We start from the raw sequence: 24317 nt of genomic DNA, 5'->3' as shown, positions 1-24317 counted from the left end.
GGACGACGGGCGGGGGCGCTGGAGGTGCCGCGTGACCGAGCGTGAAAGCGGCTTCCGGGCCGCCCTGGGCGGCCTCACCACGCGGGGCCGCTCGTTCCTCGCCGCGGGGATCGCGGCGGCCGTCTGCGCCTACGTCCTGGGGCAGCCGGACCTGCTGCGGGTCGGCCTGCTGCTGGCCGTGCTGCCACTGGTCTGCGTGGCCGTGCTCCACCGCACGCGCTACCGCGTCGCCGGCAGCCGCCGGCTGTCGCCCTCGCGCGTGCCGGCGATGTCCGAGGCGCGGGTGCACCTGCGGGTGGACAACGTGTCGCGGCTGCCCACCGGCCTGCTGATGCTCCAGGACCGGGTGCCGTACGTGCTGGGGCCCCGGCCCCGCTTCATCCTGGACCGGGTGGAGCCCGGCGGCCACCGCGAGGTGTCCTACCGGGTCCGTTCCGACCTGCGCGGGCGCTACCCGCTGGGGCCGCTGCAGCTGCGCCTGACCGACCCCTTCGGCATGTGCGAGCTGACCCGCTCCTTCAGCGCGTACGACACCCTGACCGTGGTGCCCCGCGTGGAGCCGCTGCCGCCGGTCAAGCTCAAGGGCGACTCCTCCGGCTACGGGGAGAGCCGCACCCGCGCGCTGACCCTGGCGGGCGAGGACGACGTGATCCCGCGCGGCTACCGCCACGGCGACGACCTGCGCCGGGTGCACTGGCGCTCGACCGCCAAGTACGGCGAGCTCATGGTGCGCCGCGAGGAGCAACCGCACCGCGCCCGGTGCACGGTGCTGCTGGACACCCGGGCCGTGGCGTACTTCGGCGCCGGGCCGGACTCGGCCTTCGAGTGGGTGGTGTCCGGGGCGGCCTCGGTGGCGATGCACATGCTGGAGCGCGGCTACTCCGTACGGCTGCTCACCGACACCGGCAGCACGGTGCCCGGGAACGACGGCTTCGGCGGCACCGACTCCTCCGACGCGGCCGGCACCCTGCTGGACACCCTGGCGGTGGTCGACCACTCGGACGGCGCCGGGCTCTCCCGTGCGCTGGACGTGCTGCGCACGGGCAGCGAGGGCCTGCTGGTGGCGTTCTTCGGGGACCTCGACGAGGAGCAGGCAGCGATGGCGGGGCGGATGAGGCAGCGGGCGGGGGCCGCCGTCGCCTTCGTCCTGGACAGCGCCGCCTGGGGGGCGCTGGACGAGGACGGGACGGGACGGCCCGAGGCGCCGCGGACGGGCGCGGACGGGGACGCGCCGGAGGACGGCTCGGCCCGGGCCGTGCGGATGCTGCACGAGGCGGGCTGGACGGTGCTCCCGGCCGCCGCCGGCGACGGGCTGCCCGACCTGTGGCAGCGCGCCGACCGGTACCGGTCGCGTGAGGAGGCGGGGACGCGATGATGAGCGGACGAGGACGGCTCGCGGTCTGCGCGGCGGCGGCGACGCTGATGACCGCCTGCTCGCTGCTGCCGCTGGCGACGCCGAACTCGTGGATCCTGCAGGCCGCCTTCCTGGTGGCGCTGCAGACCGGGGTGGGCGCGCTGGCCCGGCGGGTGCCGCTGGCCCGCCCGCTGACCGTGCTGGCGCAGGCGGTGGTCACGCTGCTGGTGCTCACCTTGATGTTCGCCGGCGAACAGGCCCTGCTCGGGTTCCTGCCGGGGCCCGCGGCGTACACCCAGTTCGGCAACCTGCTGACGGCCGCGATGCAGGACGTGACCCAGTTCGCGATCCCGGCGCCGGTCACCCCGGGCATCCGGCTGCTGCTGCTCGGCGGCGTGCTGCTGATCGGGCTGACCGTGGACGCGCTGGCGGTGACCTACGGCAGCGCGGCCCCGGCCGGGCTGCCGCTGCTGGCCCTGTACTCGATCGCGGCGGGGCTGGCCGGGGGCGACGGCACCCGCTGGCCGTACTTCCTGCTGGCCGCCGTCGGCTACCTGCTGCTCCTGCTGGCCGAGGGCCGGGACCGGATCTCGCGCTGGGGCCGGGTCTTCGGCGGCGTCGGGTCCGGGGCGCGCGCCGGGTACGGAGGACCGACCGGGGCGGTGGCCCCGGTGCGGACCGGGCGCCGCATAGGGGCGATGGCGCTCGGCATCGCCCTGGTGGCGCCGGCGGCGCTGCCCTCGATGGGCGTGGGGCTGCTGCCGACGGGGGGCTCGGGCACGGGCAGCGGGCGCGGCGGCGGCACGATCTCCGCGGTCAACCCCGTGGTCGCGCTCCAGGACAACCTCAACCAGCCCGACGACCGCGTCGTGCTCCGGTACCGGACGAACGCCGTCTCCAACGCGGACATGTACCTGCGGATCGTGGCGCTCGACCGCTTCACCGGTGACAAGTGGGAGCCCGCGCAGCGCTCCCTCACCGGCGTGCCCAAGGTGCTGCCCAGCCCCCAGGGGCTCGGTCCCGACGTGAAGGCCACCGAGGTCACCACCTCGGTCGCCGCGGACAAGAGCTACGTCCAGATGTGGCTGCCGCTGCCGTACCCGGCCACACAGGTGCAGGTCGACGGGCGCTGGCGCTTCGAGCCCACGGGCCGCACCATCATCGGCGACCGGGGCCAGACCACCTCGGACACCCGTTACCAGGTCAGCAGCCTGGCGCTGGAGCCGACCGCGCAGCAGCTGGCGAGCGCGCCGCCTGCGGACGCCCGGCTGCGGGCCGAGTACACGAAGGTGCCGGACTCGCTGCCCGCGGTGGTGGCGCAGACGGCCCTGGAGGTCACCAAGGACGCCACCAACGACTACGAGCGGGCCCTCGCGCTGCAGCGGTGGTTCACCTCGGGCGCCTTCTCGTACGACACCTCGGTGCGCTCCGGCAGCGGCGTGCAGGCCATCACCCGCTTCCTGCGCAACAAGGAAGGGTTCTGCATCCACTTCGCCTTCACGATGGCGGCGATGGCGCGGACCCTGGGCATCCCCGCGCGCGTGGCGGTCGGCTTCACGCCCGGCACCTCGGAGTCGGACGGTGCGTACGCGGTGGGGCTGAAGGACGCGCACGCCTGGCCCGAGGTGTACTTCGAGGGCGTCGGCTGGACGCGGTTCGAGCCCACGCCGACCCGCGGCACCCTGCCGGGCTACACCCAGGAGGCGGCCACCTCCGACTCCGGGCCCGCGGCGCCCGACACCCCTGAGCAGTCCGCGGGGGCCGGGGCCGGCACCGGCCCGACCGTCTCCCCGTCCTGCCTGGGCAAGGACGCCCAGCTCGGCAACTGCGACCCCCTCGGGCAGGCCTCGGGCGTCGGCACGGAGGACGAGCGGCTGTGGCCGCAGATCGTCACGTGGACGCTGCGCGTCCTCGCCTGGGCCGTGGTGCCGCTGGTGGTCCTGGTCCTGCTGCTGCCGCTGCTCTGGCGGCGCAGGCAGCGGTTCCAGCGGCTGCGCGGCGGCGGCCAGGACCCGGCGGCCCTGGCGGCGTGGCTGGAGCTCACCGGGCGCGCCCGGGGCACGGCGGGAGCCGACGGGCAGGGGCAGGGCGGGGCCCCGCAGGGCCTGACCGCCGGCGAGCTGGACGCCATGGGCGCCCGGGACGGTGCCCGGACCCTGGCGGCCTGGCTGGAGCTGATCGACACCGCCTGGGACTACGGTCTGCGGCCCGACGAGTCCGAGACCCCGCGCCGGGTCGCGGCGCGCCTCGTCCGCGACGGGGGCCTGGAAGGGCCCTCGGCGGAGGCGGCGCAGCGCCTGGCGACCGCGGTGGAGCAGGCCCTGTTCTCACCGCGACCGCCGACGACCACGGGCTCCGCGAAGGACGTCCAGCTGGTGCGGGAGGGGCTGCGCGGGAACGCGGACGTCATGACGCGGATCCGCGCCGTGCTGCTGCCGCGTTCCACGGTCCGGGTCGTCTGGCGGTCCGCGGAGCGCTGGTCGGCGGCCTCGGACCGCTTCTCGGCCCGGCTGCGCGGTGCGGGCGATGCCGTGATGCGACCGCTGCGGCAGCGCCGGAGCTCCTGAGGCCCCTGGGGGCCGGCCCGTCGGCCGGCCCCGGGGGTCCCGTCACGAGCGGCGCGCGGCGGTGCGCGGTGCCGCATGTCGGCGGGCCGCATGCCGCACCCCCCGCCGGCCCACGCGAGGACGGCATGGCGAAGGGGGCGGGGTTCCGACCGGAACCCCGCCCCCTTCGTCTTGGTCTGTGTGTCAGTGGCCCTGTTCGTCGCGGCGCCGCTGCCAGCGCTCCTCGATGCGGTCCATCATCTTGCGCCGCGGCTGGTGGCGACGGCCCCGTCCGACGGCACCCTGCGGGGAGTTCCCCGCGGGAGCGGGGGCCGCACCCGGTTTGGCGGCACGGCGCCAGCCGGTGACGGCGAGAACGGCACAGCCGAGCATCACGAGGAAGCCCACGACACTGATCCAGGGCTGCTGGGCGATCATGCCGCCCATCAACAGCCCGATGCCCACCAGGAAGCCCGCCACAGCCAGGTAGACGCGCCGCCTGGTGTAGGTGCGCAGCCCGCTTCCCTCAAGCGCCGACGCGAACTTGGGATCTTCGGCGTACAGCGCTCGCTCCATCTGCTCGAGCATGCGCTGCTCGTGCTCCGAGAGCGGCACGGAGTCCTCCTCCTCGTCGGTCGCGGGGGAGCGACCGGTACGACCCTTCCAGGATAGGCAGGGAATCGCCCCCGTGAAACCCGCCCCACTACGCCAATCCGACGGGGGGTGTTTTCCCCGTCGAACGCCACGTCATGCCAGCATAAGGCCCTGAACCGGGAATCGGGGGGCGTGTGACGGACTCCTCCCGGTGGGTGACCGGAAGAGGCAAGGGGAAGCGCCCCCCGTTCCGGCTCAGCCGCGCTCGGCCAGCACGTGCAACTGGGTCGCCACGGCGTGGAACGCGGGCTGCTCGGCGGCGGCCAGTTCCAGCCTCAGCAGGGCGTCCATCGCGCCCGGTTCGGTGTCCACCAGGACGCCGGGGACGAGGTCGGCGAAGACCCGGACACCGTGCACCGATCCGACCCGCAGTCCGGCGTCGGCGACCAGCGCGGTCAGCTCGCCCGCGGTGAAGCGGCGGGGCACCGGATCGCCCTCGCCCCAGCGGCCGTCGGGGTCGTCCAGGGTGTGCCGGGCCTCGCCGAAGTGACCGGCGAGCGCCCGGGCGAGCACGGCCCCGTGGCGACTGGCGGCGAGCAGGCTGAGGGCGCCGGAGGCGCGCAGGGTGCCCGCGGCGTTGCGCACGCCCTCGGCGGGGTCGTCCACGTACTCCAGCACGCCGTGGCAGAGCACGACGTCGTGGCTGCCGGCCGGCACGACGTCGAGCAGGCCGTGGGCGTCGCCCTGCACCCCGCGGACACGTTCGGTGACGCCTGCCTCCGCCGCGCGGCGTTCGAGGGCGAAGAGCGCGTCGGGACTGGGGTCGACCACGGTCACCCGGTGACCCAGACTGGCCACGGGTACCGCGAAGTTGCCGGTGCCGCCACCGGTGTCGAGCACGTCGAGGACGTCCCGTCCGGCGGCCTTGGCCTGCCGGTCGAGCGCATCGCGCAGGACCTCCCAGACCACGGCGGTACGCAGGGCTGCGCGGGGCCGCAGCGGTTCGGCCCCTCCTGGACGGGACATGCGGACGGCTCCTCGCGGACGGACGGGGCAGGGGACCGGTCGGCCCAGCCTGGGACCCACTCTAGTGGGCCGCCGCCCGGCGGCCGATCAAGCGGGACGGCCGGTCTGCGGCCGGTCCAGCACGGGCTGCAGCACCAGCAGGCGCTCCACGAGCCGCAGGAACATCCCCGTCGCACGGACGAGGTCGTCGGCCTCCCGGGGGCTGACCGCGCCCTGGATGCCGGCCTCGGCGCGTGCCCGCTGACGGGCTCCCGCCTCGAACAGGGCGCTCCACTCGGCCAGTTCGGGCGCGACCTCGGGCAGCACCTCCCAGGCACTGCGTATCCGCTGCCGGCGCCGCCTGGTGGGTTCGGGGCGGCCGCGCACGGCGAGGACGGCGGCCGCGGTGCGCAGGGCGGCCAAGTGGGCGGTGGCGAAACGGTCGTTGGGGGTCTCCAGGGCGGCGGCCTCATCGAGCCCCCGCCGGGCCTGGACGAGCAGGTCGAGGGCGGCCGCGGGGGCGGTGGCCTTGCGCAGCACGGGGTGGACGTCGGCGGCACCGCCGCCGACGACGGCGGCCCTGCGGGCTGGCACGGTCATCACGTTCCTCCTGTCTTCGCATGACGTGTCCGACAGTTCCTGACCTTCACCACTCATCGTGAAGCACACCTCTGACAATCGCGCTGACCTGCGCAAACGGTCGCGGTGGCCGGACAACGTCCCTGGATTCGCGGTCCGGTGACGCCATGCGTTAGTGTTTTTGCACTGACTGGTCAGTTCAAAGAATGGGGGCGGGCGAGTGATCACCGCGGAGGGGTTCGGGCTCAAGGGGCCCCGGGGCTGGGTGTTCCGGGACGTCACCTTCACCGCGCCGGCGGGCGGTCTGGTCGCCGTCGAGGGTGCCTCCGGCTCGGGCCGCACCTGTCTGCTGCTGTCGCTGACCGGGCGCATGCGCGCCACGGAGGGCCGGGCCGAGGTGGCCGGGCTCACGCTGCCCAAACAGCTCGCCGCGGTCCGCCGCGTCGCGGCGCTCGGCCCCGTCACCGGGGTCGCGGAACTCGACCCGGCCCTCACCGTCGGCGAGCACCTTCGGGAACGCGTGTTGCTGCAGCGGCGGTTCGGCGGCTCGCTGCGCGAACTGGTGCGGCCCGGCGCGACGGACGGGGCGCGCGTCGACGAGGCGCTGACGGCGGCCGGGCTGGACCTGTCGACGCTGCCCAAGGCCGAGCGCACCGCCGCCCGGGACCTGGAGCGGCTCGAGGCCCTGCGTCTGGGCACCGCCCTCGCGCTGCTGGCCCGCCCCAAGGCGCTGGCGGTGGACGACGCCGACCACAAGCTGGCCCCGTCGGAACGCGAGGAGGCCTGGGCGATGCTGCGGGCCGTCGCCGCGGGCGGCACGACCGTGCTGGCGGTGTGCTCCCAGGCTCCGGGGGACGCCGTGGTGGTGCGCACCCGGCAGCCCACCACGGAAACCGCCGCGGAAACCGACACGAAGACCGACGACGAGGAGGGGGCGGCCGATGCGCACGCCGAGGCTGGCAGCGCTTGAGCTGAGGAAGTTCGGCAGGGGGCGGCTGCCACGCGCGGCCATGGTGTCGCTGCTGCTCCTGCCGCTGCTCTACGGCGCCCTGTACCTGTGGTCCTTCTGGGACCCCTACGGGCGGCTGGACAAGATCCCCGTCGCCCTGGTGAACGCCGACCAGGGCACCACCGTGAACGGGCAACGGCTCGCCGCGGGCGACTCCATCGTGGACGGCCTGCGGGAGAGCGACACCTTCGACTGGCGCGAGACCAGCGCCGCCGAGGCGGCCAAGGGCGTCGAGGACGGCACGTACTACCTGTCGCTGACCATCCCGCGGGACTTCAGCGCGCGCGTCGCATCGAGTTCCGGCGACCACCCGCGTACCGGCGCGCTCCAGGTGCGCACCAACGACGCGAACAACTACGTCGTGGGGCAGATCTCCCGCACGGTCTTCTCCGAAGTGCGGTCCGCCGCCTCCACCAAGGCGTCGAGGGACTTCTACGACCGGATCTTCGTGGCCTTCTCCGACCTCCACGACGAGACGGTCACGGCCGCCGACGGCGCGGACGACGTCGCCAAGGGCGCGGGCTCGGCCCGGACCGGCTCCAAGAGGCTCGGTGACGGCATCTCCACCGCCGAGGACGGCGCGCGCCGGCTGGCCGGCGGCCTGCACACGGCGAAGAAGGGCAGCAGTTCGCTGGCCGGCGGGCTGGGAGCGCTCGACAGCGGCGCCGGTCAGGTCGCCTCGGGGACCCAGGCACTGGCCGACAAGGTCAACGGTGCCTCGGACGAACTGACCTTCGTCAAGCAGCACGTCAAGGAGATCAACGCGGTGGCCCGGGTCGTCGCCCGCGGCTCGCAGGCCGCCCGTGACGGCATCGGCGACCTGCCGCGGCAGTCGGCGCGGGCGGTCCGCGACGCCGAGGCGGCCGCCGCCGGGATCCACGACGCCTACGCCGAGCAGTGCCCCCTGGGCGCCGTCACCCCCCAGTGCCGGACGCTGAAGAAGGCCGTCGACGCCGCCGACGAGGTGGCAGGCGTCGCCGCCCGTCTCGACACCTACGTGCAGGGGCACTCCGCCGCACTCGACGACCTCCGCGACGACCTCGGCACGCTGCACTCGGCGGCCGTGGCGCTGTCGGACCCGGCGCTCGCCACGAAGCTGCAGAACGCCGTCGACGGTGTCAACCGGCTCAACGCGGGCGCCCACAAGGTGGCGAAGGGGCTGCGGACGGCGTCGGACGGCGCGGGCGCCCTCGACGCCGGGCTCCGGGACCTGGCCTCCGGAGCCGACACCCTGGCGGGCGGGATGTACCGGCTGTCGGACGGCAGCAACCAGCTGACGACCGGTCTGACCCGGCTCACCGACGGCAGCGGTCAGCTCGCCGACGGCCTGCACGACGGCGCGTCCCGGATCCCCGACTACGACGGCGCGGAGCGCGCCGACCGCACCGAGGTGATGGCCGACCCGGTCCGGCTCGCCGCGCAGTCGCTGCACAAGGCGCCCAACTACGGGACGGGCTTCGCCCCCTACTTCATCCCGCTGTCCCTGTGGGTCGGCGCGATGGTCGCCTACATGCTGCTGACGCCGCTCAGCAGGCGTGCCATGGCCGCGGGCGCCCCCGCCTGGCGGATCGCGGTGGCCGGGTGGCTGCCGGTGCTCGCCATAGGAGTGCTGCAGACACTGGCCCTGATGGCGGTGCTGCACTGGGCGATCGGCCTGCAGATGGTGCGGGCGGCCGGGACGGTCGGCTTCCTCGTGCTGGTGACCGCCTGCTTCGCCGCCATCGTGCAGTGGCTCAACGCCCGCTTCGGGCCGGCGGGACGCGTGCTGGTGCTGGCGCTGCTCATGCTGCAGCTCACCTCGGCGGGCGGCACCTACCCGGTGCAGACCAGCCCCGGCTTCTTCAACGCGATCCACCCCTTCCTGCCGATGACCTACGTCGTCGAGGGGCTGCGCCACCTCATCACGGGCGGCGGGCTCTGGCCGGTGTGGCGGGCGGTCCTGGTGCTGCTCGCCTTCACCGCGGGCGCGCTGGCGCTGACCGCGGTGGCGGCCCGCCGCAGGCAGGTGTGGACGCTGGACCGGTTGCATCCGGAGCTGTCCCTGTGAGGCCGCACGGAACCGGGCGCCCGGACCGTAGACAATCGTCGTCATGAACAGTGCACGACGGCAGGCCACCCGGCAGAAGCTCTTCCAGGCCGCGGTCACGCTCATCGCCGAGCAGGGCTTCTCCGCCACCACGGTCGACGAGATCGCCGAGCGCGCCGGGGTGGCCAAGGGCACCGTCTACTACAACTTCGCCAGCAAGAACGAGCTCTTCGAGGAGTTGCTGCGGCACGGCGTCGGCCTGCTCACGGCCTCCCTGAGGGAGGCGGGGGCGGGCGTCACCGCCCGCGGCGGCAGCCACGTGGACGCGATCGACGCGATGATCCGGGCCGGGCTCGCGTTCATCGCCGAGTACCCGTCCTTCACGCAGCTGTACGTGGCCGAGCTGTGGCGGACCAACCGCGCCTGGCAGGACACGCTCATGGTGCTGCGCAAGGAGGCGGTCGCGGTCGTGGAGCAGACGCTGCACGACGCGGTGACGGCGGGCGAACTCAGCGACGAGATCGACGTGCCGCTCACGGCGGCCGCTCTCTTCGGGATGGTGCTCGTCGCGGCGCTGGACTGGCTGTCCTTCCAGCCCGAGCGGTCGATCGACGACGTGCACGCGGCCCTGTCGCGGCTCCTGCAGGGACGGGTCGCGGGGCACGCCCGCACCTGAGCGCCGCACGACGGGGCGCCGCCCCGGCGCGGCCCGATCCCCCGTCGGGCCGTTCCGGGACGGCGCTCCCCCGTGCACCCCCGCTCCGGCCGGGCGCAGCGCCGTTCCGCCGCCCCGTGTCGGCGGTGCCGGTGCCGTGCCCTTCCGTTGCCTCCACCTTGGCGTCCGGGCCGCCCCGCGCTCATCCGTGCGGGTACTCAAGTGGGGGTCTGAGTACAGGTACTCATGACCGGGTCGTATCGCTCAAAGGCCGCGGTGGTTTTCCACGGCTTCGGTAGCATCACGGCCCATGTCGGTACTTCCGCTCGTGTTCACCAGCGGCTGGGCGAGCGGGATCAACGCCTACGCCGTGGTCTTCCTGCTGGGCCTGATGGGCGCCACGGGCGTCAGCGACCAGGTGCCGCCCGCCCTGGAGCGAACCGACGTGCTGATCGCCGCGGGGATCCTGTTCCTCTGCGAGGCGGTCGCGGACAAGATCCCCTACGTCGACACCACGTGGGACGCCGTGCACACCGCGATCCGGCCGGTCGCCGGGGGCGTGGTGGCGGCCCTGCTGGCCGGGCAGGACGGGTCGCTGCCGCAGCTCGCCGCGGGCGCGGTCGGCGGGACGACGGCGCTGGTGAGCCATCTGGTGAAGGCCGGGCTCCGCATGGGCGTCAACACCTCGCCGGAGCCCGTGAGCAACATCGTGATCAGCCTCGCGGAGGACGTCGGCGTCGCCGCGATCATCGTCTTCGCGCTCTTCCACCCGGTGGCCGCGGCCTGCATCGCGGCCGTGCTGCTCGTGCTGGGCGTCATCACGGTGATCTTCATACTGTCGCGGATCCGCCGTGCCTGGCAGCGCTGGAAGGCCCGCAGGGAACGCCGCAAGGCCGGTCGCGGCGTTGTCGGTGGCTGGGGTTAGAGTCCCGTTCATGGCACGGATTGCGGTGATCGGCGCGGGCATGGGCGCCATGGCTGCCGCCGCCCGGCTCGCCACCGGCGGGCACCGGGTGGCGGTGTACGAGCGGGCCGGCACCCACGGGGGCGGGGTGCGGCGACTGGAGCGCGCGGGTTTCGGGTTCGACACCGGCCCGGGCCTGCTGCACCTGCCCGCCGTCTACCGCGACCTGTTCGTCAAGACCGGCAGGGAGAGCCTGGAGGACACCGTCGCGCTGCGCCAGGTCGACCCGGCGAGCCGCCACCTCTTCTCCGACGGCACGTCCGTGTCGCTGCCCAACGCGTCCCGCGGCGGGGTCGTCGCGGCCCTGGACGCGGCGCTCGGCACCGGCGCGGGCGAGCGCTGGAGCGAGCTGCTGGTGCGGGCCCGGGAGGTGTGGGACGCCACGCGCCGCCCCCTGCTGGAGGACGCGCTCGCCGGCGACCCGGCCGCGCTCGGCCGCGATCCGTATCCGGCGCCTCCCGTGCGACGGGGGCTGTTCCGGCGCGGCGCGCCCACCCTGGCCGACGTCGGCCGGCGCGAACTGGACGATCCGCGGCTCGCCGCGCTGCTCGGCTCCTACGCCCTGGCGTACGGCTTCGACCCGCGCACCGCGCCCGGCAGCGCCACCGTGCTGCCGTACCTGGAGCAGACCTTCGGCAGTTGGTACGTACGCGGCGGCATGCGGGCGCTGGCCGACGCCGTGCACGCCCGGTGCGTGGCGCGGAGGGTGGAGTTCCACTTCGGGACCGGGGTCGCGGGGATCGTGGAGAAGGACGGCCGCGCGGCCGGTCTCGAACTCGCCGACGGCACAAGGGTGGAGGCCGACACGGTCGTCGCCGGTGTCGCCCCGTGGCTGCTGCCCCCGCTGCTGGCGCACGGCGCCGGGGGCGTCCGGGGCGCCGACCGCGTGTGGGACGGCATCGGTCCCGGCCCCCGCTGCGAGGGCCCCGGGCGCCTCACGGTCTGTCTGGCGCTGCGCGGCGCCCGGCCCTCGGACGCCGTGCACCGTACGGTCGTCCACACCGCGGACCTGGAGGCCGAGGCGGCCGCACTGGCGCGGGGCGAGCTGTACGACCGCCCGACGGTCACGGTGCTGCGCCCCGACGACGACACCTTGCGGCCCGACGACGCCTCGGAGTCGGTCACGTTGAGCGTCACGGTCCCGCCCCACGGCTCGTCGGGGGTGGACTGGCGGGCGCCGGGTCCGGCCGAGCGCGTCGCGGACGCGGCGCAGGAGGCCGCGGCCGCGGTCCTGCCCGATCTGACGGACCGCCTGCTGTGGCGGGCGGTGCACACGCCCGCCGACACCGAGGAGGAGACGGGCACCCCTGGCGGCCGGCTCCCCCGCCCCGCCCTGGCCGGCGCGGACGGGGCGCATCTGCACCCCGGCAACCGGCTCCTCGTCCCGGGTCTTTACCTGGTGGGCGGCTGGTCCCACCCCGGTGGCGGCCTCGCCCACACCGGCATGTCCGGTGCCATCGCCGCCGACCTCATTGCGGGCGGTCCCGGCGGCAGCCGCTGAGGCACGCGTCCGGCGCCCGGACACCGGTGGCGCCCCCTGCCGCCTGTGCTGCGAGATCGTCGCGCAGACCGAGTTGCCGGGCTCCGTGCCGGAGGGCGCGGACCTTACCTCCCCGGTGCCCTGAAGTCCCCGCTGGAACGCCGGCCAGTTGCTGCGGCACCTCGGGGCGAGAAGGCTGCCCTCGCGATGCGCGGCCCGCTGCTCGGACTTCTGCTCCTCGTCCACCGGCGGCGGCCCGTCGCCGCCGGTGGACGTGCAGGTCCTCGGCGACGCCGGGCCGCTGGACTTCCGGCTGGAGCGGGTCGGCTTCGGCTGACGGGTCCGCGGCCCGCGGGCGCTAGTTGTAGCGGTAGGGGTCGTACGGGTCGTACTGGCCCTGCTGTTGCCCCTGCTGCTGGCCCTGCTGGTCGTAGGTGTTCTGCTGCTGTGGGACGTAGGGCTGCTGCTCCCCGCCCTGCTGCGGCACCCACACGCCGCCCGCCGGGGTGTCGTAGCCGTACTGCTGCTGGGTGCCCTGACCCTGACCCTGGCCCTGCCCCTGGTACGGGTCCTGGTAGCCGCCCGCGTAGGTGCCGTAGGCCGCCGTCTGCTGCTGCTCCCAGCCGCCGGTCTGCTGCTGCTGTCCGTACGCGTCGTACGAGGCGGCGGCGGGCTGCTGTTGCTGCTGGCCGCCGTTCCAGTCGCCGTAGCCGGTGGTGGCGGCGTAGTCCTGGTAACCGGCGCCCGCGTACGGGTCCTGGGCGTAGTTCGGCTGCCCGTTGTACATCGGGTACTCGCCGCTGTCCTCGTGCAGGGGCATGGGCTGGTAGACCTGTGTGGAGTCCATCCCGGCGGGTGCCGCCGCGGCCGGGCCGGCGGCGGCGGCGTAGCTGTCGTAGGACTGCCCGACGCCCGCACCGGCCGGAGTGTCGCCCGCGGGCTCCTCGTACGGCGTCGTCAGGCCGTCGTCCGGCAGCTCGTCACGCTGCGCGCCCCGGCCGCGGCGGCCGGCGGCACGGCGTGGCAGCGGCGGCGCCTCCTCGTCGTCCTCGTCCTCGGCGCCCTCCTTGGGGGACCGCAGCGCCCATCCCTCGACGAAGCCGCGGCGGTAGGAGAGCGTGACGAAGGTCTGGCCCGCGCCGAAGGCGACGGCACCGACCACGATGACGAGGACCGAGGGCAGGTAGACGCCCAGGACGACACCAAGGAACCCCGCGAAGGCAAGCAGCCGCCACCTCAGCCGTGCCTTGTACTGCAGGAGCACTTCACCGAGCAGCCACAGCGCGACCACCCCGAAGGCGATGTAGAGCACTGTGTAGGCCATGAGCGCACTTCCTCACCGTTCACCGTCGTCGGCCCACTGGGGCGGCGGGTCCGCCCTCACGACCTCTGGTGCAGTCCCAGATTCTCGTAGATTTCCAACGACGCCGTGGAGTGATTAAGGGTAATGAAGTGCAGCCCCGGGATGTCCTCGGCCATCAGCCGCCGGCACATCTCGGTCGCGTACTCGACCCCGATCGCCCGCACCGCGGCCGGATCGTCCTTGACCGCGAGGATACGGTCCGCGAGCTCCTGCGGGAAAGGCGCGTTGCCGAGCTGGGCGAAGCGCTCGATCTGCTTCACGTTCGTGACCGGCATGATCTCGGGGATGATCGGGGTCTCGCAGCCCACCTTCCCGACGCGGTCACGCAGGCGCAGGTAGTCCTCGGCGTTGAAGAACATCTGGGTGATGGCGTAGTCCGCGCCGGCCCGGCACTTCTCGACGAAGTGACGCGTATCACTTTCCCAGTCGGTCGAACGGGGGTGCATCTCGGTGAAGGCGGCGACACCCACGCAGAAGTCGCCCGACTCCTTGATGAGCCGGACCAGTTCGTAGGCGTGGTCGACGCCCTCCGGGTGCCGCAGCCACTCCCCCATGGGGTCGCCGGGCGGGTCGCCGCGCAGCGCGAGCATGTTGCGGATGCCCGCGTCCGCGTACTGGCCGATGATGTTGCGCAGCTCGGCGACGGAGTGGTCGACCGCGGTCAGGTGCGCCACCGGGGTCAGGGTGGTGTCGGAGGCGATCCGCTCGGTCGCCCGGACCGTGCCTTCGCGGGACTTGCCGCCCGCGCCGTAGGTGACGGAGACGAAGGTGGGGCCCACCGCCTCGATGCGGCGGATCGCGTTCCACAGGGTCCGCTCGCCCTTCTCGGTCCTCGGCGCCATGAACTCGAAGGAGTACGAGCGCTCGCCGGAGGCCAGCAGCTCACGGATGGTGACCGCGTGATCGGTCCTGGTGGAGGCGGTTCCGAGGGCCATGCGCCTCAGGCTATCGGCGACTACTGGGCCGTCCCAACAGACGACGCCCAAATGTCCACTCCTTGGACATCCCGCACTCGCGGCGCGAGACGGCCGCGTACGGCGGCGCCCGCCCCCCTGCGGGCCACCGCTCCGCCCTCGCCCGGCCCTCGCTCAGTCCTCGTAGGAGCGCACCCGCTTGGCCAGCTCGGCCGCCGCGGCACCCGGGTCGGCCGCCTCGGTGACGGCCCGTACGACCACGATCCGTCGGGCCCCGGCGTCGAGCACCTGCTCCACGTTGGAAAGGTCGATCCCGCCGATCGCGAACCACGGCCGGTCCGTGCCCAGGTCCGCCGCGTACCGGACCAGGCCGAGGCCCGGCGCGGGCCGGCCGGGCTTGGTCGGGGTGGGCCACACCGGCCCGGTGCAGAAGTAGTCCGCACCGGGCTCCACGGCGGCCGCGGCCGCCTCGGCCTCGGAGTGGCAGGACCGCCCGATGATCACCTCGTCGCCGAGAAGCGCGCGGGCGGCCGGCACGGGCAGGTCGCCCTGGCCCAGATGCAGGACGTCCGCCCCGGCGGCGTGCGCCACGTCGGCGCGGTCGTTCACCGCGAGCAGCCTGCCGTGCCGTCCGCACTCCTCCGAGAGGACCGCGAGGTACTCCAGCTCCTCGCGGGCCTCCAGGCCCTTGTCGCGCAACTGGATGACGTCGACCCCGGAGGCGAGCACGGCGTCCGCGAACGCCGCGAACTCCTCCAGGCCGCCGTGGCGCTTGCGCGCGTCGGTGCACAGGTAGAGCCGGGCGTCGGCGAGCTGGGCGCGGATGCCCGTGCTGGTGCTCGTGCTCGTACGCGTGCTCATACGGGCGGGTCCCCTCGGGTGGCTGCGGTGGTGGCGGGTCGTTCGGTCAGACGGCGAGTGCCTGGGCGCGGCGCTTCACCTCGGTGCCGCGGTTGTCGCGCAGGGCCTGGACGGGGGTGCCGGGCAGGCTCTCATCCGGGGTGAACAGCCACTCCAGGGTCTCTTCGTCGCTGAACCCGTCGTCCTTGAGCAGGGTGAGGGTACCCGCGAGGCCCTTCACGATCTTCTCCTCGCCGATGAAGTCGGCGGGGATCATCAGCACCCGGTTCTCACCGCGGCGCACGGCGATGAGCTGGCCCTCCTTGATGAGCTGGCGGACCCGGGTCACCTCCACGCCGAGGCGCTCGGCGACATCGGGGACGTACAGCCAGGAGGGGACGAGGGAGTCAATCTTTGCGTCGATCTCGGTCACAGGACAAGCGTGCCATCCCGGACCGACACCATGGAACCGCTCAGGCCACCCGTTGCTCCGTCCTGACGGGTCCGCTACGCCTCCGACACCACCACGGGTGTCAGACGACCGCCGCCCGGAGCTGCACCGCGGGGTCGGCGGCCAGGGCGTCGTCGAGGTGGACGCCGCGGGCGATGAGCTTGCGGGCCTGCGCCAGGTCGCGGGGCCGGCCGACGGCGAACAGCGCGACCAGCTGGCCGTCGCGCAGCCACAGCACCGACCAGGCGGGCCCGTCCGGGTCCCCGCGCAGCAGCATGCGGTCGGAGTCCACGTGGTACCCGGCGTACTGCACGAAACGCCCGAACTGCTCGGACCAGAAGTAGGGGACGGGGTCGTAGGGCTCGTCGCCGCCCAGGATGTTCGCGGCGGCCGTGCGCGGCCCCTGCACCGCGTTGTCCCAGTGGTGGATCAGCAGCCGCTCCCCGTACCGCGCCGACGGGAAGGAGGCGCAGTCCCCCACGGCGTACACGTCCGGCACCGAGGTGCGCAGCCGGTCGTCGGCGAGGACCGAGCGGTCCGGCCCCAGCTCGACGCCGGAGCCGGCCAGCCACCCGGTGGCGGGCCGGGCGCCGATCCCGATGACGACCGCCTCGGCGGCGAGCACGCTGCCGTCGGCCAGGCGCACCGCGCCCGGCTCGACGGAGGAGACGACCGCGCCGGTGCGCAGCTCCACGCCCTCCTCCGCGTACCAGCCGCGCATCCGTTCGGCGATGTGCTCGGGCAGCACCCCGGCGAGCGGGTGGTCGGCGGCCTCGACGACGGTCACCTCGCACCCGGCGTGACGTGCCGCGGTGGCGAACTCGGCGCCGATCCAGCCCGCGCCGACCACCACGACCCGGTGCCGGTTCTCCAGCACCGGGCGCAGCGCGGTGGCGTCGTCCAGGGTGCGCAGCACGTGCACGCCCGGCGTGCCCTCGCTGCCCGGCAGCATGACCGGCTCGGCGCCGCTGGCCAGCACGAGCTTGTCGTAGCCGACCGGGCCGGCGTCGGTGTGGACCTGCCGCTCCCCGGGGCGCAGGGCGCTCGCGTGCCGCCCGAGCAGCAGTTCGACGTCGATCCCGGCGAAGTCGACGTCCAGCGCCGGGCCCTCCTCGGCGCCGAAGAGCACGCCCTTGGACAGCGGCGGCCGGTCGTAGGGTGCGTGCGGCTCCGCGCCGATCAGCGTGATCGTCCCGCCCCAGCCCTGCTCACGCAGGGACACGGCGGTCTGCACTCCGGCCATCCCGGCCCCGACGACGACGACGCGCTGCTCGCTGCTGCTGGTCACGCGATCACCGTAACGCCGCGGGGGCGCCGCCCGCCGGTACCGGTGCCCTACTCGCCGCGGATGGCGCGTACTAAGGTGGTTCAGGAGCACTCGCGGGAGCCCGGCGCACCGGGCTGAGAGGGCGGCTGGAGCGGCCGCCGACCGTACGAACCTGATCCGGGTCATGCCGGCGAAGGGAGGAGCGGGAACATCATGCACCGTCATGACGCCGTCGTTGTCGGCGGCGGGATCATCGGACTGGTCACCGCGTGGCGGGCCCGCGGGCGCGGCCTGCGCACGGCGGTCGCGGACCCCGAACCGGGCGGCGGGGCCGCCCGGGTGGCCGCGGGGATGCTGGCGCCGGTCACGGAGGTGCAGTACGGCGAGCAGCCGCTGCTGGAGCTCAACCTCGCGGCGGCGCGCCGCTATCCGTCCTTCGTGGCCGAACTGGAGGAGACGACGGGGCTCGACCTCGGCTACCGCACGTGCGGCACCCTCGCCGTCGCCCTCGACGCCGACGACCGGGCGCAGCTGCGCGAACTCCACTCCTTCCAGGAGTCCTTGGGCCTGGCGTCGCAGTGGCTCAGCGGCCGCGAGTGCCGCCGCCTGGAGCCGATGCTCGCCCCCGGCGTGCACGGCGGGCTGCGGGTCGACGGCGACCACCAGATCGACCCGCGGCGGCTGGCCGCGGCACTGGTGCGCGCCTGCGAGCTGTCCGGGGTGGAGTTCCGGCGGTCGCGGGTGGCGCGGGTGGACGTCACGGGCGACCGCGCCCACGGGGTGGTCCTGGAGGACGGCACCCGGATCGCCGCCGGGCAGGTGGTGCTGGCCGCCGGGAGCCTCAGCGGCCGGGTCGGCGGGCTGCCCGCACGGGCGCTGCCGCCCGTACGGCCGGTGAAGGGGCAGGTGCTGCGGCTGCGGGTGCCGGCGGCGTACGCGCCGTTCCTGTCGCGGACGGTACGGGCCGTGGTGCGCGGCGGTCACGTCTACCTGGTGCCGCGCGAGAACGGCGAGCTGGTCGTCGGCGCCACCAGCGAGGAGATGGGCTGGGACACCACCGTCACCGCCGGCGGGGTGTACGAACTGCTCCGCGACGCCCATGAATTGCTCCCGGGCATCACCGAACTCCCGCTGACCGAGACGCAGGCGGGCCTGCGCCCGGGCACGCCCGACAACGCCCCGGTGCTCGGCCGCGGCGCGCTGGACGGACTGGTGCTGGCCACCGGCCACCACCGCAACGGCGTGCTGCTGACCCCGCTGACCGGCGACGTGATGGCCGAGGTCCTCACCGGGTCGGAGGTCCCCGCGCAGGCCCGGCCCTTCTCCCCCGACCGCTTCGCCCTCCAGGAGCAGCACGCATGACCGCGCCCCTCCTTCTGTCCGTCTCCGTCAACGGCGAGGCGCGGGAGGTCGCCGAGGGCGTCACCCTCGACCGCCTCGTCGCGACCCTGACGGTCGCCCCGTCCGGAGTGGCGGCCGCGCTCAACGAGACGGTCGTCCCCCGCGCCCAGTGGCCGGCGACCCCGCTCCGCGACGGCGACCGCGTCGAGGTCCTCACCGCAGTCCAGGGAGGCTGACCCCCATGGCCGACGACCCGCTGACCATCGGCGGCACCACCTTCGAATCCCGGCTGATCATGGGCACGGGCGGAGCGCCCAGCCTGGAGGTCATGGAGCAGGCGCTGCTGGCCTCCGGCACCGAGCTGACCACGGTCGCCATGCGGCGGCTGGACCCCACGGTCAAGGGGTCCGTGCTGTCCGTGCTCGCCCGGCACGGCATCCGCGTGCTGCCGAACACCGCCGGGTGCTACACCGCGGGCGAGGCCGTCCTCACCGCCCGCCTGGCGCGTGAGGCGCTGGGCACGGACTGGGTGAAGCTGGAGGTCATCGCCGACGAGCGCACCCTGCTGCCGGACCCGGTGGAGCTGCTGGACGCGGCGGAGACCCTCGTGGACGACGGCTTCACCGTGCTGCCGTACACCAACGACGACCCGGTGCTCGCCCGGAAGCTGGAGGACGCGGGCTGCGCGGCGATCATGCCGCTGGGCTCGCCCATCGGATCGGGGCTCGGCATCCGCAACCCGCACAACTTCGAGCTGATCGTCCAGCGGGCGACGGTGCCGGTGATCCTGGACGCGGGTGCCGGGACGGCCTCGGACGCGGCCCTGGCGATGGAGCTGGGCTGCGCGGCCGTCATGCTGGCCTCCGCCGTCACCCGGGCGAGGGAACCGGTGCTCATGGCCGAGGCCATGCGGCACGCCGTCGACGCCGGGCGCCTGGCGTACCGGGCGGGGCGCATCCCCCGCCGCCACCTCGCGAACGCGTCCTCCCCGGCTGTGGGACTCGCCACGTTCGACCCCGAACGCCCCGCCTTCGGCGCCTCCTGACCCGTGGCCCGGGCACCCGGCCGCGACCTGCGGGGGTCCGCGCCGGACCGGGGCCGCGCCCGCCCCGTGGCGCGTGGCAGCGCGGGTCACGGGGCGGTCGCGGTACCGCACGGGTGAGGTACAACTTGGGCGCGTTAGCCCAGAAGGGTCATGTCGGCACCGTAAACTGCACCTTCGTGGATACGACGCTTCAGGACCCGCTCGTCGGGCAGACGCTCGACGGCCGCTACCGGGTGGAGTCCCGGATCGCGGTCGGCGGCATGGCGACGGTGTACCGGGCGCTGGACACCCGCCTGGACCGGGTGCTGGCCCTGAAGGTCATGCACCCCGCCCTCTCCGCCGAGCCCGGCTTCGTGGAGCGCTTCATCCGCGAGGCGAAGACGGTGGCGCGCCTCGACCACCCCAATGTGGTGCAGGTCTACGACCAGGGCGCCGACGGCACCTACGTCTACCTGGCCATGGAGTACATCGCGGGCTGCACCCTCCGCGACGTGCTGCGCGACCGCGGCGCCCTGCCGCCCCGCGCCGCGCTGGACATCCTGGAGCCCGTGCTGGCCGCGCTCGGCGCGGCGCACCGCGCGGGGCTGGTGCACCGCGACATGAAGCCGGAGAACGTCCTCATAGGTGACGACGGCCGCGTCAAGGTGGCGGACTTCGGCCTGGTCAGGATCGCGGGCACGCACACCAACACCTCCGCCGGCGGTGTCCTCGGCACGGTCTCGTACATGGCGCCGGAGCAGGTCGAGAGCCCCACGACCGACGAGCGCACCGATGTGTACGCGTGCGGGGTGCTGCTCTACGAGATGCTCACCGGCCTCAAGCCGCACACCGGCGGGACGCCCGTGCAGGTGGTCTACCAACTGGTGAACGAGGACGTGCCCGCCCCGTCCGCCGCCTCCCCCGGGCTGCCCCCGCAGCTGGACGCGCTGGTGGCCGAGGCGACCGCGCGTGCCGCCGCCCGGCGTCCGGCCGACGCCGCGGAGCTGCTGCGGCGGCTGCACGCGGTGCGCCAGGGCATGACGCCCGAGCAGCTGGACCTGGTGCCGCCGGGCGCGCGGACCCCCGTGCACGCCCCCGCGGCACCGGCCGGCGCCGAGGAACCGACGACGGTGGTGCACCGCACCGCGCGCCTGGAGTTCTCGCCCGAGCCGACCCGGCAGCAGCCCCGGGCGGCGACTCGGGCGGGGTCCCGGACGGCGACCCGGCCCCGGCGGCGTCCCGGGGCCATCGCCGTCGTGACGACCCTGCTGCTGGTCCTCGGCGTCGGCGCGGGCATCTGGTACATCAACGACGGCCAGTTCACCCGGACCCCCGCCGTCGTCGGGCTGCCGCAGGCGCAGGCGGAGCGCCAGCTGCGCGACGCCGGGCTGCGGGTCGAGGTCGTCGAGGCGTTCGACCCCACCATGACCAAGGGCAAGGTGGCCTCCACCGACCCGGGCACCGGCGAGCGCATCCGGGACAACGGCACGGTGACGATCACCGTGTCCAAGGGCCCGGAACGGGTGAAGGTCCCGGGCGTGGTGGGCGAGGGGCTGGCGGAGGCAAAGCGGCGCCTGAAGGCCGCCGGACTGAGCCCGGGGACGGTCTCCCGGGAGTTCAGCGACGAGGTGCCGCGGGGCCGGGTGATCTCCACCGACCCCGGCTCGGGCGCGAGCCGCCGGCCGGACTCGGCCGTGTCGCTGGTGGTGAGCAAGGGCGCGCCCGTCGACGCCCCCGACGTGGTCGGGCAGCCGCTGGAGGACGCCCGCCGGCAACTGGAGGACGCCGGGCTGCGGGTCAAGGTGGACCCGCGGCAGGTCTACTCCGACCAGGCGGACGAGGGCGCGGTCGCCGGGCAGACGCCCGGCGCGAACACGCGGCTGGCGGCCGGGGACACGGTCACGCTGCAGGTCTCCAAGGGCCAGGAGATGGTCGTGGTACCGGACGTGCAGGGCCTGGACGTCGACGAGGCGAAGGCGAAGCTGGAGGCCGCGGGCTTCGACGTGCGCGTCATCCAGTTCTTCTTCACCGGCCAGGTCAACAACCAGTCGCCCGCCGGCGGCACCGAGGCACCGAAGGGCAGCACGATCACACTGTGGGTGCGATAGTCACGTCCGATGGCGGCGCCGCCGCCGCGCTCCGCAACCCCGTCGGCGGCCATGTCGCCGTGGCCGGGGGCCTGGCCACCACCGGGCTGGCGGAGGCCGCGCGGATGGGCGCCGAGACCGTGCAGGTCTTCGTCGCCAACCCCCGCGGGTGGGCGACCCCGCCCGGCAGTCCGCGCCAGGACGAGGAGTTCCGCGAGCGCTGCGCCGCGCGGGGACTCCCCGCGTACGTCCACGCGCCGTACCTGATCAACTTCGGCTCGCACACCGGGGCGACCGTCGACCACTCGGTGGACTCGCTGCGCCACTCGCTGCGCCGCGGGCGGGCGATCGGCGCCCTGGGCACGGTCGTGCACACCGGGTCGGCGACCGGCGGCCGTTCCCGGGCCACCGCGCTGGCGCAGGTACGGGAGCGGATGCTGCCGCTGCTGGAGGAGCTGACGCACGACGACGACCCGTGGCTGCTGCTGGAGCCGACCGCGGGGCAGGGCTTCTCGCTCTGCTCGCTGGTGGAGGACCTGGGCCCGTACTTCGACGCCCTGGACCACCACCCGCGGCTGGGGGTCTGCCTGGACACCTGTCATGTGTTCGCGGCCGGGCACGACCTCGCGGCGGCCGGCGGGGTCAAGGCCGTCCTGGACGAGCTGGTGGCGACGGTCGGCGAGGGGCGGCTGAAGCTCGTCCACGCCAACGACTCCAAGGACGTCGCCGGCGCCCACAAGGACCGCCACGAGAACATCGGCGCCGGTCACATCGGTGCCGCCGCCTTCGGGGAGCTGTTCCGGCACCCCGCCACGGAGGGCGTGCCGCTGGTCGTGGAGACGCCGAACGGCGGCCCCAAGGGCACCGGGATGGCCACGGACGTGGCCGTGCTGAAGTCGCTGCGGCCGGTCTGACCGGATCGGACGGGAATACCCCAGGGGGGTAATGCGTTGAGCAGCGAGCACGCACGACGACACCCGCACTCATCCCTGGGGGACACAGGATGCAGCACGTCGAGCACTCCCACCGGCATCAGTCCCACCACGAGCATTCCCACCACGAGCAGTCCCACCACGAGCACCACACGGCGGCCCACCGCACCGGCCCGGCCTCCTGGGGCACCGCCGTCCAGGCCACCCTGCACTGCCTCACCGGCTGTGCGATCGGCGAGGTCCTCGGCATGCTGATCGGCACGGCCCTCGGCTGGCACAACGTCCCGACGATGACCCTGGCGATCGCCCTGGCCTTCGTCTTCGGCTACTCGCTCACCATGCGCGGCGTCCTGCGGGCCGGCCTGGACCTGCGCAGCGCCGTACAGGTGGCGCTCGCCGCCGACACCGTCTCGATCATCTTCATGGAACTCGCGGACAACGGGACGATCCTGCTGTTCCCGGGCGCGATGGACGCCACGCTGTCGGACGCGCTGTTCTGGATCAGCCTCGCGCTGGCCTTCGTGGTCGCCTTCCTGGTGACCACACCCGTCAACAAGTGGATGATCGGCCGCGGCAAGGGACACGCGGTCGTCCACCGGTACCACTGACCCGCTGCGCAGGCCCGGCGGCTACAACTCCGGCCCGTCGCCGGGCTCCTCCTGGTACGAGTAGCGCTGCTCGCTCCAGGGGTCGCCGAGGTTGTGGTAGCCGCGCTCCTCCCAGAAGCCGCGGCGGTCGGACGTCATGTACTCCACGCCCCTGACCCACTTGGGGCCCTTCCAGGCGTAGAGGTGGGGCACGATGAGCCGGGCCGGGAAGCCGTGCTCCGCGGTCAGCGGCTCGCCGCCGCGGTGGGTCGCGAATATCGACTTGGGGTCGGCGAAGTCCGCCAGCCGCAGGTTGGAGCTGAAGCCGTACTCGGCCCACACCATGACGTGCGTGACGTCCGGCGCGGGCGGCGCCAGCCGCAGGATCTCGGCGGTGGAGACACCGCCCCACTCGACGCCGAGCATGCTGAACTTGGTCACGCAGTGGAAGTCGCCCGTGACCGTCGTGTACGGCAGCGCGGCGAACTCCTCGTGGCCCCACGCACGCTTGCCACCGTCCGCCGTGGCGCCGAAGACCTGGAACTCCCAGCGCTCGGGTTTGAACCTGGGCACCGGACCGTAGTGGGTGACCGGCCAGCCCCGCTGGAGCCGCTGTCCGGGAGGAAGCTCCCCTTCGCGGCGTTCGGACTGACCCATGCGTCCATGGTGACAGACCGGATGCAGTGCTACCGACCAGCACCAGGTCAAAGTATGACAACCAGGGCCACCGGAGTAAGTGTGAACTTACTGGATCGCTTCCACCGGCGGTGCGAAGATGCGCCCATCGTGTGGATTCCTCCGGAAAGGACGGGCTTGCCATGCAGGGCGACCCCGAGGTCATCGAGTTCCTGAACGAGCAGCTGACGGGCGAGCTGACGGCGATCAACCAGTACTTCCTGCACGCCAAGATGCAGGAGAACCTGGGCTGGACGAAGCTCGCCAAGTACACGCGGCACGAGTCCTTCGACGAGATGAAGCATGCCGAGGTGCTGACCGACCGCATCCTCTTCCTCGACGGACTGCCGAACTACCAGCGGCTCTTCCACGTCCGGGTGGGGCAGACCGTCACCGAGATGTTCCAGGCCGACCGCCAGGTCGAGGTCGAGGCGATCGACCGCCTCAAGCGCGGCATCGAGGTCATGCGCGCGAAGGGCGACATCACGTCGGCCAACATCTTCGAGGACATCCTCGCCGACGAGGAGCACCACATCGACTACCTGGACACCCAGCTCGAGCTCATCGAGAAGCTCGGGGAGCCGCTGTACATCGCGCAGGTCATCGAGCAGCCCGACAGCTGAC

Annotated in this window: 24 protein-coding genes and 1 riboswitch; of the genes, 15 read left to right on the top strand and 9 right to left on the bottom strand. The window is 73.9% G+C overall.

Going from position 1 to position 24317, the window contains the following annotated elements; all coding sequences use genetic code 11:
• Positions 1-31: 31 nt before the first annotated feature.
• Both OG937_31185 and OG937_31180 read left to right on the top strand, forming a co-directional pair.
• Positions 32-1375: a DUF58 domain-containing protein gene (locus tag OG937_31185; protein ID WUD75842.1), complete on the top strand. Its 1344-nt coding sequence runs from the start codon at positions 32-34 to the stop codon at positions 1373-1375.
• Positions 1375-3921 (top strand): DUF3488 and transglutaminase-like domain-containing protein, encoded by a 2547-nt coding sequence (locus tag OG937_31180; protein ID WUD78943.1) that lies wholly within the window; start codon positions 1375-1377, stop codon positions 3919-3921. The genes OG937_31185 and OG937_31180 overlap by 1 nt, the downstream gene beginning before the upstream one ends.
• Before the next feature lie 183 nt (positions 3922-4104).
• On the opposite strand, the gene OG937_31175 is transcribed toward OG937_31180, so the two are convergent.
• The 3 genes from OG937_31175 to OG937_31165 all read right to left on the bottom strand — a co-directional run bounded on the left by OG937_31175 (position 4105) and on the right by OG937_31165 (position 6099).
• The gene (locus OG937_31175) at positions 4105-4515 is read right to left on the bottom strand and encodes a DUF3040 domain-containing protein (protein ID WUD75841.1); all 411 of its coding nucleotides are present in this window, start codon (positions 4513-4515) and stop codon (positions 4105-4107) included.
• A gap of 234 nt (positions 4516-4749) precedes the next feature.
• Positions 4750-5520, bottom strand: a complete 771-nt coding sequence (locus tag OG937_31170; GenBank protein ID WUD75840.1) for a methyltransferase domain-containing protein — start codon at positions 5518-5520, stop codon at positions 4750-4752.
• An 87-nt stretch (positions 5521-5607) separates the two neighbouring features.
• Positions 5608-6099, bottom strand: coding sequence for an SAV_6107 family HEPN domain-containing protein (locus OG937_31165; GenBank protein ID WUD75839.1), 492 nt, complete (start codon positions 6097-6099; stop codon positions 5608-5610).
• Positions 6100-6298: 199 nt separating this feature from the next.
• Here OG937_31165 and OG937_31160 point away from each other — a divergent pair, with 199 nt between their 5' ends.
• The 6 genes from OG937_31160 to OG937_31135 all read left to right on the top strand — a co-directional run bounded on the left by OG937_31160 (position 6299) and on the right by OG937_31135 (position 12549).
• Positions 6299-7048: an ATP-binding cassette domain-containing protein gene (locus tag OG937_31160; protein ID WUD75838.1), complete on the top strand. Its 750-nt coding sequence runs from the start codon at positions 6299-6301 to the stop codon at positions 7046-7048.
• Positions 7020-9134 (top strand): YhgE/Pip domain-containing protein, encoded by a 2115-nt coding sequence (locus OG937_31155; protein ID WUD75837.1) that lies wholly within the window; start codon positions 7020-7022, stop codon positions 9132-9134. The genes OG937_31160 and OG937_31155 overlap by 29 nt, the downstream gene beginning before the upstream one ends.
• A gap of 43 nt (positions 9135-9177) precedes the next feature.
• The gene (locus OG937_31150; protein WUD75836.1) at positions 9178-9789 is read left to right on the top strand and encodes a TetR/AcrR family transcriptional regulator; all 612 of its coding nucleotides are present in this window, start codon (positions 9178-9180) and stop codon (positions 9787-9789) included.
• Positions 9790-10078: 289 nt separating this feature from the next.
• Complete coding sequence (locus OG937_31145) at positions 10079-10693, top strand: DUF4126 domain-containing protein (GenBank protein ID WUD75835.1); 615 nt, start codon at positions 10079-10081, stop codon at positions 10691-10693.
• Between the two features lie 10 nt (positions 10694-10703).
• Positions 10704-12233, top strand: coding sequence for an NAD(P)/FAD-dependent oxidoreductase (locus OG937_31140; protein ID WUD75834.1), 1530 nt, complete (start codon positions 10704-10706; stop codon positions 12231-12233).
• A gap of 148 nt (positions 12234-12381) precedes the next feature.
• On the top strand, positions 12382-12549 hold the full coding sequence (locus tag OG937_31135) for a hypothetical protein (GenBank protein WUD75833.1): 168 nt from the start codon (positions 12382-12384) through the stop codon (positions 12547-12549).
• Positions 12550-12570: 21 nt separating this feature from the next.
• Here the strand turns inward: OG937_31135 and OG937_31130 are convergent, their stop codons facing one another.
• The 5 genes from OG937_31130 to OG937_31110 all read right to left on the bottom strand — a co-directional run bounded on the left by OG937_31130 (position 12571) and on the right by OG937_31110 (position 17023).
• Positions 12571-13536: a DUF3040 domain-containing protein gene (locus OG937_31130; GenBank protein WUD75832.1), complete on the bottom strand. Its 966-nt coding sequence runs from the start codon at positions 13534-13536 to the stop codon at positions 12571-12573.
• Positions 13537-13592: 56 nt separating this feature from the next.
• Complete coding sequence (gene metF / locus OG937_31125) at positions 13593-14510, bottom strand: methylenetetrahydrofolate reductase [NAD(P)H] (GenBank protein WUD75831.1); 918 nt, start codon at positions 14508-14510, stop codon at positions 13593-13595.
• A gap of 153 nt (positions 14511-14663) precedes the next feature.
• The gene (thiE, locus tag OG937_31120) at positions 14664-15350 is read right to left on the bottom strand and encodes a thiamine phosphate synthase (protein ID WUD75830.1); all 687 of its coding nucleotides are present in this window, start codon (positions 15348-15350) and stop codon (positions 14664-14666) included.
• A gap of 46 nt (positions 15351-15396) precedes the next feature.
• Positions 15397-15762, bottom strand: a complete 366-nt coding sequence (locus tag OG937_31115) for an Rv2175c family DNA-binding protein (protein ID WUD75829.1) — start codon at positions 15760-15762, stop codon at positions 15397-15399.
• A gap of 100 nt (positions 15763-15862) precedes the next feature.
• The gene (locus tag OG937_31110) at positions 15863-17023 is read right to left on the bottom strand and encodes an FAD-dependent oxidoreductase (protein WUD78942.1); all 1161 of its coding nucleotides are present in this window, start codon (positions 17021-17023) and stop codon (positions 15863-15865) included.
• A gap of 127 nt (positions 17024-17150) precedes the next feature.
• A riboswitch (TPP riboswitch) is annotated at positions 17151-17264 on the top strand.
• Between OG937_31110 and thiO the strand changes: the two genes are divergently transcribed.
• The 6 genes from thiO (at position 17261) to OG937_31080 (ending at position 23039) form a co-directional block, all read left to right on the top strand.
• On the top strand, positions 17261-18409 hold the full coding sequence (gene thiO / locus OG937_31105; protein ID WUD75828.1) for a glycine oxidase ThiO: 1149 nt from the start codon (positions 17261-17263) through the stop codon (positions 18407-18409). Its footprint overlaps the riboswitch before it by 4 nt.
• A complete protein-coding gene (thiS, locus tag OG937_31100; GenBank protein ID WUD75827.1) occupies positions 18406-18624 on the top strand; it encodes a sulfur carrier protein ThiS in 219 nt (72 codons plus the stop codon). The genes thiO and thiS overlap by 4 nt, the downstream gene beginning before the upstream one ends.
• A gap of 5 nt (positions 18625-18629) precedes the next feature.
• Positions 18630-19433 (top strand): thiazole synthase, encoded by an 804-nt coding sequence (locus tag OG937_31095; protein ID WUD75826.1) that lies wholly within the window; start codon positions 18630-18632, stop codon positions 19431-19433.
• A 176-nt stretch (positions 19434-19609) separates the two neighbouring features.
• The gene (gene pknB, locus OG937_31090) at positions 19610-21520 is read left to right on the top strand and encodes a Stk1 family PASTA domain-containing Ser/Thr kinase (protein WUD75825.1); all 1911 of its coding nucleotides are present in this window, start codon (positions 19610-19612) and stop codon (positions 21518-21520) included.
• Positions 21508-22413, top strand: coding sequence for a deoxyribonuclease IV (locus OG937_31085; GenBank protein ID WUD75824.1), 906 nt, complete (start codon positions 21508-21510; stop codon positions 22411-22413). The genes pknB and OG937_31085 overlap by 13 nt, the downstream gene beginning before the upstream one ends.
• A gap of 89 nt (positions 22414-22502) precedes the next feature.
• Complete coding sequence (locus tag OG937_31080; protein WUD75823.1) at positions 22503-23039, top strand: DUF4396 domain-containing protein; 537 nt, start codon at positions 22503-22505, stop codon at positions 23037-23039.
• A 21-nt stretch (positions 23040-23060) separates the two neighbouring features.
• Here OG937_31080 and OG937_31075 read toward each other — a convergent pair whose 3' ends face one another.
• Positions 23061-23675: a sulfite oxidase-like oxidoreductase gene (locus tag OG937_31075; protein ID WUD75822.1), complete on the bottom strand. Its 615-nt coding sequence runs from the start codon at positions 23673-23675 to the stop codon at positions 23061-23063.
• A 161-nt stretch (positions 23676-23836) separates the two neighbouring features.
• On the opposite strand from OG937_31075, the gene bfr reads away from it, so the two are divergent.
• Positions 23837-24316 (top strand): bacterioferritin, encoded by a 480-nt coding sequence (gene bfr / locus OG937_31070; GenBank protein WUD75821.1) that lies wholly within the window; start codon positions 23837-23839, stop codon positions 24314-24316.
• The last annotated feature ends 1 nt before the right edge of the window (position 24317 follow it).

Source organism: Streptomyces sp. NBC_00510 (assembly GCA_036013505.1).
GTDB lineage: Bacteria > Actinomycetota > Actinomycetes > Streptomycetales > Streptomycetaceae > Actinacidiphila.
The sequence above is the reverse complement of the archived record's forward strand: the minus strand, read 5'-3'. Positions and strand labels throughout refer to the sequence as shown.